14 protein-coding genes and 2 pseudogenes are annotated in these 12,255 nt (G+C 69.3%); 12 read left to right on the forward strand and 4 right to left on the reverse strand.

Features of this window, described 5'->3' with window-relative positions:
• Nucleotides 1–662: 662 nt before the first annotated feature.
• Nucleotides 663–866, forward strand: a pseudogene (locus tag ACZ7IB_RS42980) (helix-turn-helix domain-containing protein); the annotation flags it as partial.
• 561 nt (nt 867–1,427) lie between these two features.
• On the opposite strand, the gene ACZ7IB_RS42985 reads toward ACZ7IB_RS42980, so the two are convergent.
• Nucleotides 1,428–2,378, reverse strand: a complete 951-nt coding sequence (locus ACZ7IB_RS42985; protein WP_470920343.1) for a helix-turn-helix transcriptional regulator — start codon at nt 2,376–2,378, stop codon at nt 1,428–1,430.
• 147 nt (nt 2,379–2,525) lie between these two features.
• Between ACZ7IB_RS42985 and ACZ7IB_RS42990 the strand changes: the two genes are divergently transcribed.
• From ACZ7IB_RS42990 to ACZ7IB_RS43040, 11 genes are all read left to right on the forward strand, one after another.
• Entirely contained in the window at nt 2,526–3,146 is a 621-nt protein-coding gene (locus ACZ7IB_RS42990) for a non-oxidative hydroxyarylic acid decarboxylases subunit B (protein ID WP_470920344.1), read from the forward strand.
• 33 nt (nt 3,147–3,179) lie between these two features.
• Nucleotides 3,180–4,109: a UbiD family decarboxylase gene (locus ACZ7IB_RS42995; RefSeq protein WP_470920346.1), complete on the forward strand. Its 930-nt coding sequence runs from the start codon at nt 3,180–3,182 to the stop codon at nt 4,107–4,109.
• 18 nt (nt 4,110–4,127) lie between these two features.
• Entirely contained in the window at nt 4,128–4,604 is a 477-nt protein-coding gene (locus ACZ7IB_RS43000) for a hypothetical protein (RefSeq protein WP_470920347.1), read from the forward strand.
• 58 nt (nt 4,605–4,662) lie between these two features.
• On the forward strand, nt 4,663–4,905 hold the full coding sequence (locus ACZ7IB_RS43005; protein WP_470920348.1) for a non-oxidative hydroxyarylic acid decarboxylases subunit D: 243 nt from the start codon (nt 4,663–4,665) through the stop codon (nt 4,903–4,905).
• A 140-nt stretch (nt 4,906–5,045) separates the two neighbouring features.
• Entirely contained in the window at nt 5,046–5,330 is a 285-nt protein-coding gene (locus ACZ7IB_RS43010; RefSeq protein ID WP_470920350.1) for a hypothetical protein, read from the forward strand.
• A 33-nt stretch (nt 5,331–5,363) separates the two neighbouring features.
• The gene (locus ACZ7IB_RS43015) at nt 5,364–5,675 is read left to right on the forward strand and encodes a ricin-type beta-trefoil lectin domain protein (RefSeq protein WP_470920364.1); all 312 of its coding nucleotides are present in this window, start codon (nt 5,364–5,366) and stop codon (nt 5,673–5,675) included.
• Nucleotides 5,676–6,200: 525 nt separating this feature from the next.
• Nucleotides 6,201–6,353, forward strand: a complete 153-nt coding sequence (locus ACZ7IB_RS43020; protein ID WP_470920352.1) for a hypothetical protein — start codon at nt 6,201–6,203, stop codon at nt 6,351–6,353.
• Nucleotides 6,335–6,562: a hypothetical protein gene (locus ACZ7IB_RS43025; protein ID WP_470920353.1), complete on the forward strand. Its 228-nt coding sequence runs from the start codon at nt 6,335–6,337 to the stop codon at nt 6,560–6,562. The genes ACZ7IB_RS43020 and ACZ7IB_RS43025 overlap by 19 nt, the downstream gene beginning before the upstream one ends.
• 141 nt (nt 6,563–6,703) lie before the next feature.
• Entirely contained in the window at nt 6,704–7,135 is a 432-nt protein-coding gene (locus ACZ7IB_RS43030) for an SH3 domain-containing protein (protein WP_470920354.1), read from the forward strand.
• 78 nt (nt 7,136–7,213) lie between these two features.
• A complete protein-coding gene (locus tag ACZ7IB_RS43035) occupies nt 7,214–8,224 on the forward strand; it encodes a phage baseplate protein (RefSeq protein WP_470920356.1) in 1,011 nt (336 codons plus the stop codon).
• Nucleotides 8,225–8,315: 91 nt separating this feature from the next.
• Entirely contained in the window at nt 8,316–9,134 is an 819-nt protein-coding gene (locus ACZ7IB_RS43040) for a helix-turn-helix domain-containing protein (RefSeq protein WP_470920358.1), read from the forward strand.
• Nucleotides 9,135–10,337: 1,203 nt separating this feature from the next.
• On the opposite strand, the gene ACZ7IB_RS43045 is transcribed toward ACZ7IB_RS43040, so the two are convergent.
• From ACZ7IB_RS43045 to ACZ7IB_RS43055, 3 genes and pseudogenes are all read right to left on the reverse strand, one after another.
• Nucleotides 10,338–10,511 carry a hypothetical protein gene (locus ACZ7IB_RS43045; protein WP_470920360.1) on the reverse strand — a complete coding sequence of 58 codons (174 nt, stop codon included), beginning with the start codon at nt 10,509–10,511 and terminating at the stop codon, nt 10,338–10,340.
• Nucleotides 10,471–11,508 carry a hypothetical protein gene (locus ACZ7IB_RS43050; RefSeq protein ID WP_470920362.1) on the reverse strand — a complete coding sequence of 346 codons (1,038 nt, stop codon included), beginning with the start codon at nt 11,506–11,508 and terminating at the stop codon, nt 10,471–10,473. The genes ACZ7IB_RS43045 and ACZ7IB_RS43050 overlap by 41 nt, the downstream gene beginning before the upstream one ends.
• A pseudogene (locus ACZ7IB_RS43055) lies at nt 11,508–12,255 on the reverse strand (hypothetical protein); the annotation flags it as partial. The gene ACZ7IB_RS43050 and the pseudogene ACZ7IB_RS43055, both read right to left, overlap by 1 nt.

Below are 12,255 nucleotides of genomic sequence, written 5' to 3' on the forward strand. Positions count from 1 at the left end.
GTTTGCGTGTTTTTTTTTCTCTCCCCCCTCCCGTTTTCCCCTCCCCCCCCCCCCCCCCTACCCCCCCCCCCCCCCCCCCCCCCCCCCCCCCCGCGCCAGGGAAAAGCAACCGCAGGGACCTCATCGTGTTCCTCACGTGAACTGGCGGATACAGGGTCACGGTTGGGAAATTGGTTTAAACCACTGACAGTTCAGTGGGTGATGGGGACGGCGTCAAGAGGGTTGTCAATTCGGCGAGCAAACGACATGGTCTGCGCCTCGGTCTCGCCCGTGACGGGCCGCTGGATCGCGTGGCGACCGAGGAAGCGGCGAACTGGAGGCGGTGACGACGACCTCCGACGGTTCGCGCGAGTCGACGGGTACGCGGCGTGGGGTAACACGTCGATTCTTATGGCGGGCCGCTTGAATGAGGGCAAGCGATCGGCTCGTCGTGCGATCGACTGCTCAGGGCAGCGGGGCATGAAGATAGACACTCATCCGTTGAACGCTCGAGCATAGGAAGAGTGGCTGATGCTTGCTGTCACGGAGCCGTTTCCAACCTGACGTGGCGGCCCACGAGTTGGACGGCCTGACGGGACGACGAAGCTCCTGGTAGACGGCGTCACGACCAAGATTCACCATCTGCCAGGAGCTCCGTGTGGTTGTCTACCCTTCCCCAAGCTCTCAACTCCCTGCGCTGCGGCGATACCTACGCCCAGCTTGCCGCAGGATTCGGCATCGGAATCGCGACCGTGTACCGCTACATACGCGAGGCCGTCGACATTCTGGCCGCCCTCGGTCCCGCCCTGGCCGAGGCGATGACAGCAGCCCGGACGAAGGCGTTCGTGATCCTGGACGGCACCTTGCTGCGGATCGACCGGATCGCCGGGGCTCTGCGTACCTACGGCGCGGGCTTCGTGCAGGCCACCCCCTGGCTGGGGGTCCGGGCCGACCTCGCTCGCATAGCCGACGATCCGGCACAGCTGCGAATTGTGGATCGCTGCCGCCAACACCCGCCTCGCCCGGCAACAGCCCCCGGTCGACCCGCCGTAGAAGACGCCGTGGACTGCGCCCACCACCAGTGGCAAGAACTTCGCGACCCGCAGCAAGCCCGGGAACTCGGCCCACCTCTGGTCTCATTGCTCAGCCACGTACCTGGCCGGCGCTGCGGGGCGGTCGAAGCCGCCCAACGCCGACTGGAACTGCTGCACAGCATGCCCCCGGTAGGGGCCGACATGCGGCATTCTGACGAGGGACAGGGTCGCCCTTCGCGCGCCCGGGTCGAACATCTGGAACCTGGCGTGCCGCATCCTGTACGACGGTCGTCCCTCACGCATCCGGGCTGGGTGAGGTTCGCTGGTCGGGGATCCGCGACGAGGGGTTATGGGCGGGCTGGGTAAACAGGTCGGGTTCGGTCTCGGTGAGGATGCCTCTGCTGACCAGGCGTTTCAGCTTGAAGCGGATGCCCTCGTACCTGGGGAATTACGGGCTGCGGGATTCGCGGGACTCGGCGCGGGCGTGCCCCTCGCGGAGGCCCGGAAGGCGCCTGGCGTCATGCCGACCCGCCGATGGAAGAACTTGGTGAAGACCGTGGCACCTGGGAAACCCAGCCGCTCCCCGATCGCCGTGGCGGACAGGTCGGTGTGTACCAGTAGGCGCTTGGCCTCCATCAGGACGCGGTCGTCGATGTAGCGCTTGGCGCCGCGGCCGGCGGCGGCCCGGGTCGCCCGGGTGAGGGTGCGGACGCTGTAGCTGAGCTCCTTCGCGTAGTCCTCCACGCGGTGGTTGCGGGCGTAGTTGCGCTCCACGGCCTGCCGGAAGCGGCGGAAGACCTCGTCGCCGGCTGCGGCGTCCCCCGGGGCGCCGGGCACGTGGGACAGCCGAAGCAGGAGCGCCGCGAGCAGGTGTCGGAGCACCTCGACGCGCACCTCCAGCGGCAGGTCGCGCGGGGCACGGAACTCGCTCTCCAGGGGTTCCAGGATGCCGCGAAGGGCGGCCGCGGCGGAGGCGTCGGGCAACAGTGGCCCCTGTTCGGGGTAGCGGTCGAGACCGGCGGCCTGGGCGGTGGCGGTGCCCACGAAGCCGGGATCGACCATGATCACGACGCCGTCGACCGCGGTGAGGTCGGAACGGAACTGGTGGATCTGGCCGGGCCGGGCCCACATCCAGGCGCCCTCGGACAGTTCCTCGTCGGCGAAGTCCAGCGCATAGCGCAGGACGCCGCTGCGCACAGTGATCAGTTCGTGGAAGGCCACCCGGACCGGGGAGTACGGGTCGACGTCATGCGATGCGGCCCGTTCGACGAGGGCACGGAAATCGAACACATCTACCCCCGGTGGGGCTCCCACCGACGAGGTGTAGGGAACCTCCGTGACGTCACGCTGTCCGTTTCTGTCCATGGCCTGTCTTCAGCGTAGCGCTCTGTCCTCGTTCTTCGCGCCTAGCGTGGAACGCGATGAGACGGCGGCGTCTGAAACAGTCCGCGCTCCGTCCCGACACCTCCAGACCCTGAGGCCGGCCCGGAGGACCCGACGAAGGAGACCAGCGTGCGGTTGGTAGTAGGCATGATGGGCGCGACGGGTGCCGTGTTCGGCGTGCGGCTGTTGCAGTATCTGGCCGAGCTGCCCTCGGTGGAGACCCATCTGGTGCTCAGCCGGTGGGCGCGTACCACGATCGAGCTGGAGACCGGGCTCGCGGTGCGGGAGGTCGCCGCCCTCGCCGACGAGGTGTATTCCCCCGATGACCAGGGCGCCCGGATCTCCTCCGGTTCCTTCCGCACCGACGGCATGGTCATCGCCCCGTGCTCCATGAAGACCCTGGCGGGCGTCCGCGCCGGGTACGCCGACGGACTGGTGGGCCGCGCGGCCGACGTGGTCCTGAAGGAGCGCGGCCGGCTCGTCCTCGTGGCGCGGGAGACGCCGCTGAACGAGATCCACCTGGAGAACATGCTGGCGCTGACCCGGATGGGCGCGGCGATCGTGCCGCCCATGCCCGCCTTCTACAACCACCCGGAGACGGTCGACGACATCGTCGACCACATCACCGCCCGCATTCTCGACCAGTTCAACCTGCCGTCGCCCGCGGCCGAACGCTGGGCGGGCATCCGCTCCGCCCGTGCTGCACGCCCCACGCCGTCCGAACCCCTTGCGGCACGCCCCGCCGTCTGAACAGAACACCACTACATCACCCAAGGACCGCCCATGGCTTACGACAACCTCCGCAGCTTCCTCGACACCCTCGACAGGGAAGGCCAGCTCCTGCGCGTAACCGAGGAGGTGATGCCCGAGCCGGACATCGCCGCCGCCGCGAACGCCGTGACCCGCCTGGGCGACACGGCCCCCGCGCTGTACTTCGACAACGTCACGGGCTTCACCGACGCCCGCATCGCGATGAACGTACACGGCTCGTGGGCCAACCACGCCCTCGCAATGGGGCTGCCGAAGGAGACCGGCACCCGCGACCAGGTGGCCGAGTTCATCCGCCGGTGGGGCGAATTCCCCATGGCGCCCGAGTGGCGGGACAACCCGCCGTGGGCCGAGAACACCCTGGAGGGCGAGGAGGCCGACATCTTCCGGGTGCTGCCGCTGATCCGCCTCAACGACGGGGACGGCGGCTTCTACATCGACAAGGCCGCGGTGGTCTCCCGGGACCCCGACGACCCCGAGCACAGCGGCAAGCAGAACGTCGGCATCTACCGCATGGAGGTCAAGGGCCCGCGCAAGCTCGCCATGCAGCCCGTGCCCGTGCACGACCTCGCGCTGCAACTGCGCGCGGCGGAGGAACGCGGCGAGGACCTGCCCGTCGCCATCGCGATCGGCAACGACCCGGTCATCTCCATCGTCGCCTCGACCCCGATGAAGTACGACGAGAACGAGTACGAGATGGCGGGCGCGCTGCGCGGTGCCCCGGCCCCGATCACGCGGGCCACGCTGACCGGGCTGCCGGTGCCGTGGGGCAGCGAGGTCGTCATCGAGGGTGTCGTCGAGGGCCGCAAGCGGGAGATCGAGGGCCCCTTCGGCGAGTTCACCGGGCACTACTCCGGCGGGCGCAGCCTGCCCGTGGTGCGCATCGACCGGATCTCCTACCGGAGCGACCCGATCTTCGAGCACCTCTACCTCGGCAAGCCGTGAACCGAGATCGACTACCTGATGGCGGCCAACACCTGTGTGCCGATCCACCAGGCCCTGACGAAGGACTTCCCCGAGGTCCAGTCGGTCAACGCCCTGTACACGCACGGCATGGTGGTCATCGTCTCGACCCGCAAGCGCTATGGCGGCTTCGCGAAGGCGGTCGGCATGCGGGTGCTGACGACCCCGCACGGCCTGGGCTACGCGGCGACGGTCATCGTCGTCGACGAGGACGTCGACCCGTTCAACCTGCCGCAGGTGATGTGGGCGCTGTCGACGAAGATGAACCCCGCCCGGGACCTGATCAGGATCCCCGACGTGTCCGTCGTGGAACTCGCCCCGCAGGCCGACATCCCCGGCATGGTCGACAAGCTGATCGTCGACGCGACCACGCCCGCCGCCCCGGACCGGCGCGGCCACTACAGCACCCCGGTCCGCGACCTGCCGGAGGCCGACGCCTGGCTCGACCGGCTCCGGCGCATCGCCGCCAGCCGCTGACACCCCGTCCGTTCCGTTCCACGGAACGGCTCCCGACCTACGGAAAGGAAGTGCCGCCATGGCCGACTCCGTGATCTGCCCCCGCTGCGCGCACCAGGCCGTCGAGCGCGTCTTCGCCTCACCCGTCCCGGGTGTGTGGGAGGTACTGCGCTGCGGGCAGTGCCTGTACATGTGGCGCACCAGCGAACCCACCCGCCGCACCCGCCGGGAGGACTACCCCGAGGAGTTCCGGCTGACGCCCGCGGACATCGAGAACACAGCCGAGGTCCCCTCCATCCCGCCCCTGCGCCCCCGCGACTGATCTGGGCAGACCCGTACCCTCCGTCCCCACGTGTACCGCGGGACGGAGGGTACGGGCGGCCGGGGCCTGCCCGACGTCGGCCACACCGCCTCTGGGGCTCGGCCCGTCTCCGGCGTCCAGCAGCTGAATCAGGGTCATCCATGTCCGAGCAGTTCGGTGTCGAGCCACTGGGCGACCACGACTACCTCGTGCGCTCCCACCTCAGCGAAGAAGTGATCGAATCACGCTTCAAGGACAGCCCGGCGGTGCTGGAGGAACTCCGGCTCCCGGAGACCGACGAGCAGCACATGGTGCGGGAGGCCGCACTCTTCCTGGCCGAGCGGCAGCCGGTCATCGACTTCCCGCAGATGGCCGACCTCGACGACCTCGTCGCTGTCTACGACGACTTCCTCGACGAACTGGGCCGCCGACTTCCACCCCACTGACCAGAACCGGATAGACGACAGCTACAAGGTCTCCTGGAACGAGCCGCCAAGCACCCCGGTGGTCGTCAACGTCATGCCCGCCAGGCGGAGGCTGAACGGGCGCTCCGACAGAAGGCGACCGGGCTGTGCCTCACGCTGCGCAACGGCCAACTGACCATGAAGCCCTGTGCCGCCGCGGACCAGGCAGCATTCTGGAACGTCACCGATAGCCCGTCCGGTGCCCTGATCAAGAACGCCGTCAGCCACAAATGTCTCGCACGAACGGCGACGGTGAACGACCTCGTCTCCACCGCGACGTGTACCGGAGGCAGCTCCCAGCGCTGGTTCATCTCGACTCCCAAGTAGCCCAAATAACATGCCGGAACGAAGGGCAGCGGAGCGCCAACCCGACCGACCACGGGGCACCGCACCTGGTGCGTTACAACGAGTCGGCCGACATCCGCCACAGCGAACTGCGCATCATCAGCCGGGGGACCAAACCCATGTGCTACTCCAACAACGACGGACAGGCCGCTTCGCGTAACCCGGACCGACGCCGGCGCACTCCCCCACCGCCGACCATCTCGCCGCCTATGCCGGTCTCGCCCCGCGACCCGCAGTTCAGGCTCTTCGATCCGCGGCGAACAGCCGTCCGGAGGGGAAACGCGCCGCGCATCACGTACACCATGACGACGATGTCGACGGCGGCCAGAGCAACGCTGCCGGCCGGCCGCTCGCACACCGCCGCGGCTGGCTTGCAGGCAGCAGCAGTTCGGTTACCTCCTTACGAATCCCAAGCGGCACAGTCCACCGCGTCCGCAGGGGGCCACAGCGCGGACCTCGTGTCTGCGGGATCTACCCACCGGCATCCGCCCCGGCCTGGAACGCGCCGTGGACCCCACGACGAAGTCCGGACTCATCCTGCCGGGCCGCTACGTCACCGCGAGCGAGATCCGGCGCGCCGGAACCACCCGCATCGCTGGCTACCTGGGCAGGCACAGCGTCAGCAAGCAGACCGTGGCGCAGTGGCGGACGCCGCCGTGAACTCCGCACAGGCCCACCGCGTCGCGCCTCCCGGCGAACGGCGAACCGCCGAACTCATCCGCGAACTCGCCGACGAGCTGGCGGCTGGCAAGGCCCGCCTCAAGGCACTGGAAGACGAGATCGAACAGCTGGTCACCGCCCACCCTGACGGGGCCCTCATCCGCAGCCTGGCGGGAAGTGGGGCTGGTCTCCCGGGCGACGGCGGCTGAGACTCAACCGTCCCCTCGGGTGGGACGTCCCACTTTCTCCCGGAAACGCGTGGGACGGAATCTTTGTCCGACGGCTAGGAAACGCTGAGCGACACAGGGTCTCGCTCAGCCGATCCTGAAGACGCCCTCATAGGAGAGTCCATGAATCGCACGATCCAGCGCAGCCTCGTGGCCGCGATTGCGGCGATCGCGGTGTTGCCCGCTGCAGTCGTTTCCGCCGACACCGCCGCCGCGCAGCAGCGGCACACAGCGCCTCACCAGCAGATGCCCCACCGACGCACGGCCCCGCCCCAGCTGTGGGCGCCCAGCCACTCCACGACCCGGCCCATTACCTGCACCGGCTACGTCCAGGGCCGTGTGGTAACCCGCCACATGCCGCTCAGGATCCGCTCCGGCCCGGGCACGGGCTACCGGGTCATCGGCTCGCTGCGTCCCGCCAGCACGGTCCACATCCCCTGCAAGAAGTACGGGCGCAACGTCCGCGGCAACCACCGCTGGTACAAGCTCTCCCACAACAAGGGCTACGTCTCCGCCCGCTACGTCCGCAACGTGAGCGCCATCCCCTGGTGCTGAGCCGCTCTGCCCGCCCGCCCCGCTCGCGGGGCGGGCGGGCCCGTTCCACGAAGCTCACGAGCAAGCGAGGAGACCCCCATGTCCCTTTCCCTACCATCCAGTCCGGGCCGCAGAGCCGTCCTCGGCTTTGGAGCTGCGGTCGCACTGGCCGCCGCATTCCCCGCCGGCAGGGCAGAAGCCCAGCCGAAGGCTCAACCGGCCAGCCTGGCGCCGGCGGGCAAGCCGTGGATCCAGGGTGTACGGCTGCACCACTCCACGGTGCTGCAGTCCTTCGCCTTCGACGAGCGGCACGGCCACATGTACGCGCTCCAGGTCATGGAGGGCGGCGTCCGGCTGCCGGGCGAGCCGCGCGCGTACACCCATGCCGAGCGCGCGGCCCGCGGCGACATGTGCCTGAACCGGCTCACCATGGGCGGCGCGCTCAACGGCGATATGTACCTGCTGGGCTTCGGCCACGGGAGCGCCCTCGGCGTGGAGGACACGGCCCGCCGCGCCGGCGCTCTGTGGACGGAGTGGGACGCACAGCCGGCCTCCGGCTACGGCCGCGGCATCTGCCGCTTCACCTTCACCGCGGGCCGGGTACTGACCCGCGCCAGCCGCAGGATTGCCACGCATCGCCCGCTCCCCGGCTCCACGAATAATCAGGTGGCCCTCGACCCGGCGCACAACCGGCTGCTGCTGCGGTACAAGGTGGGCGGCATGCCGCGCTACGGGGTGTACGGGCTCAAACAGTTCGCGGCCGGGAACTTCCGGCCAGTCACCGGCTTCGCTCAGCCCGGCACCGAACTGGGGCTCCCCTTCCAGGGCATGGCGCTGTACGGCCCGTACGCCTACCAGCTGCTCGGCCACGGATACGGCGCTGACAACCCCGCCGGCTCGGCCGGCGACGTCCGTCTGTTCCGTATCGACGTGCGTACCGGCCGCGTGGTGCAGCAGGTGCTGGACCACACTGCGAGGGGGCTCTACCCGCGCGAGCCGGAGGGCCTGACTGTGCTGCGCCGAGGCGGGCCCTGGCTGTGCCTTGGCTTCACCCAGGGCCCGCCCTCGGACCGCACCTTCTCTCTGTACTACAAGCCGATTGCCCGATGACTCCGGCCGTGCGTGTGGCTGCCCTGCCCCCAGGGCACACATCACGCGATCCGGAATGAACCGGATGCCTGATAGAAGGACTGGGAACGGCATGAAGGAGCAAGCGACGGCTCGCTGGCAGCAACTGCCCGACTCGCTCGGCCCCGACGGGCTGCTGCTGGTGGAGCGGCTGCGCGACCTCAAACAGCAGACCGGGCTGAGCCTGGCCGCGCTGGCTACACGCACCGCCCACAGCAAGTCCTCATGGCACCGTTATCTCAACGGCGTCAAGCTCCCGCCGCGTACCGCTGTCGAGGCGCTGGGGCGACTCGGAGACACGGAGATGGCGCCGCTGGTCGCCCTGTGGGAGAACGCCTGCCGGGCCGAGACCAGACCGCTGAGCGCGGCGCCCCAGCCCCCTGCGCCGCGGCTGCCGCTTGCGGCGGCTGCCCGGGTGCGACGGCTGCGGACGGCCGTCGTGCTGGCTGTCTCCGCCACACTGGGCGCCGTGGCCTGCGCCGTGGGCGCCCCGGCCTTGTCGGGCGGCAGCCCGGAGCGGCAAGCGGCGTCCTGCCGCAAGGAAAGCTGCCGGGGGCAGTATCCGGGCTCCTCCCGCTGCAACCGGGATGCCCGCACTGAGAGCACCGTCACTGAGGATGCCTACGCCGTACGGCTCCGGTTCAGCCCGTCCTGCGCCACTGTCTGGTCCGAGGTGGAGACGGACGCGCGCGATGGCGCCCTAGAGGTCTCGATCCGATCCGGAGCGGACGAGCTGCTCGCCTCGCACCGGGACAGGGTGACGCACGGCAAAAGCAGCCCGATGCTGCCCGCGACCAGCCCGAAGGGGGCCGAGGCGTGCGTCGAGATGGCGGACCGACTGGCCTGCACCGGGGCCGTACGCCTCTCCGCGGATCTGCCGGAGGCCCACTGACGCTCTCCTCCACCCATGTGCCTTGCGCGGGTAGGCCCGTGAAGCTTTCATGAAGCCCTACGGCGGAGGATGCGGCGGGTAGATCCAGGTGCCGACGTCCCCTACAGGCTGCTCTCCGCCGCCCGGCCCGTGCGCCAGCGGGATCACGATCGCCTGCCACGACCGACCGGCCATGACGAGGCCCCGGCAACCCACCGGGGAGCCCGCCGACCACGTCGCTGGTGTTCTGGCGCAGCGTCTGCTCCTGCTTGGCCCGGCACCGCGGCCCTGGTCCCCCACGCGTCGCCTCCAGCGGGTATCTGGCCGCCTGCAGGGAGCGGCAAACTGGGCCACCCTTGCGGCAGGCCGGAGCAACTCGAAGATGATCGGCAGGACGGCGAGGGCGACGAACTGACCTGGCCATTTGCCTGTCAGGCGCCTTTCACCAGTCCCACTCAGAGCAGGGCCCGGTTTACGCGGTAACTCCCAGCTTCTCCCACCGCTATCCCTGCCCTTGCCGAATACCTCATCTGTGCAGGTGGGACTGGGTCTCCCAGGGTGACAGACAGGATCGCTCAAGTCGCTGCTCTCGCACGGCTGACAGTGAGCACGGTGTGATGATCGGCTGTGTTACTGAGACTGGCGTACCTGGGTGTGACGAACGCGTTCGCGATGCTGAGACTGCTGCCGATGAGCAACCGAGAGAACGACGTTGAGACCCTGGCTCTCCGTCATCAGAATGCGGTGCTGGAGCGGCAACTGAGCGGGCAGCGCGTGCGATTCCACCTAGCGACCGGACTCTTCTGACGGCGCTGCTGCATGGCTTCCGCTGCAGGCACTTCGACAGATCCGGCTACTTCTTGGCCGTCACCGGCCGGACGACCCGCCAGTCGCCCCGTCGGGTGTCATCTCACCAAGGCCACCGCTGACCTGGTCGCCCCCGACGAGTCCGTGGCCAAGATCGCCAGTGATGTCTAGGAGAGCAGCGTCGGGGCCATCGAGTCAGCCGTGCGGGACGCCCAGTCGGCCGACGAGGTGGACACGGAGAGGCGCCTGAAAGGGCGGGGGTGTCTCCTACCGTCAGCGATCCGTGCATGGACTGCCCTCCCGCACCGGAGTGGCCGCCGGCGTGCTGACGGCTACGGCACGGCCGCGCTCGCCGCAATTCGCCTTTGACGGACTACCTCGAGGTTCACGGACGCTCGGGGCGCGCTCCCGCCGACATCACTCGCCCTCGACCTGAGGCGAGTGGTTCGGATCGACCCCCGTCGCCCGCAGGGACCACTGCCGCTGACCCCGCTGCGCGATGAACGTCGTCCGCAGCCGCCGGCGGTCGATGCGCAACAGACCGCCGTCATCACCGCGCAGATCGTGGGCCTTGACCCACCCGCGCATCATGTGCTCCTCGAAGGCCGCGCGGGCCAGCCTGCCTTGCCGCGTCACCAGCCACACGTGCTCGGCCAGCTCGGCCGGGGCATGCCTGCGCAGCAGGGCGCTGTGCTGCAGCCACTGCTCCAGCAGCCGCGACGCCCGCGGCGACAACACCAAGCTCTCGTCCGCCGTGCGGCCCTTGGTGTAGGACAGCAGCGTCGCCTGCCTCCCGGTCCAGCGGATCCCGGACCTCCAGGCCGGTCAGCCCGTCCGGGACGATGCCGGTCCAGGCAGCCAGCAGCAGCATGTAAGAAATCGCATCCCTGTGGGACGGGAACAGCGCCGCCCGAACCCTCTCGATGCCCCGGTGCCTCTTGGTAAACCCATCCGGCGTCAGGCCCAGGTGAGAGGCGACCTCCGTCCGCGTCACCGGCCCCATCCGGAGCATCAGCCAGGCCCCGTTCGCCTCGCTCCAGCCACCGTTCGCCGGATCTTGTCCTCCCCGGGCAAGGGCGACCATCGCCCGCTGTTCCTCCCCCAGGCGGCGCACCTCGCCCTTGCATAGGTCAATCAGCCGGTTCCACTCGGCTGGCGCGTAGGGCGGTAGCGGCCCGTTGAGGGTGGGGCGCGTGTAGTTCGTGCCGAACACCATCTGCCGCACCGGTTCGGGAAGCACCCGATGCCGGTTGTCGAAGGCGCGCAAGATCGTGCGGGTGCGGTATTCAACCAGGTAGTGCGAGCGCAGCCAGAACGCCCCGAGCACGGCCCTCGTCAGCTCCGCCGCAGACCCTTCGAAGCCGTCATCGGCCAGATCGCGGACCATCCGGCGCAGGGTGTAGGTGAAGCTCTTCACCGTGGTCAGCTTGGCGAGCGACCCGTGGGGATGGACCGAGGCGGCAAGGCCCTCGGTCAGGTCGGCCGCCAGCCGCGGGTTGGACAGTTCACCGATGACGATGACCGTCGCCGTCTCGCCGGGCAGGGACAGCTTCAACGCGAGCGGATCGCGCAGGACTTCGGCCGGCATCAGAACTCCTCGGCGAACTCGGCGTCGGCCTCGACGAGCGCGGCCGCATTGACGACGGCGTGACTGTTCTCCCAGGCCGCGCGGTAGATTCGGTGGACATCCAGGCGCTTGAGGTAGACCTCCGTGGTGACCACGCTGGAGTGCCCCAGCAGGTCCCGCAGGATCAGCAGCGGATCCGCCTTCAGCAGGTAGAGCGCGAGCCCGGACGCATCGCCAGTCGCCGCGGAGAGCTGGGCTGCCTGCCGGTAGTGGCCCTCCACCAGCTTCTCCAGGGTCGCCATGGCGAAGGTGTGCCGGCACAGGTGCGGCGCGACGTCAGGGAACCGCGACTCAAAGCGCTCACGGATCCGGCGGGCCGTGCGACGAAACAGCGTGCCCCAGTCCACGAACGGCCGCCCGTCGTAGCTCAGCGCCAGCAGCAGCGAGCCGCCCTCCGGGCCGACCAGGCGCAGCCGTTCCTCCGGTCGAAGCGCTGCCCAGCGTGTGCGCCGGCCGTTGACTCGGCCGCCGTAGAAGTCCGCCTCCCCCACCACCAGCGGCCTCCTCGGCCGCCACGACCCTTGCGACATCTCCCTGTCCAAGGCGATGTAGGCGTGCACCGCCGCCAGCGAGGCGTAGTCGATCCAGGTCGTGCGGTACTTCCGCCCCTTGGCCCAATACCGGTGACTTTGAGGGTGTCGGCTCGTTGTGTTGGGTGTGCCAAGGCCGGGACAGGTGAAGTCGGTGGGGGGCGAGCGGTTTTCGGAT

The organism is Streptomyces sp. NPDC037301 (assembly GCF_055602785.1).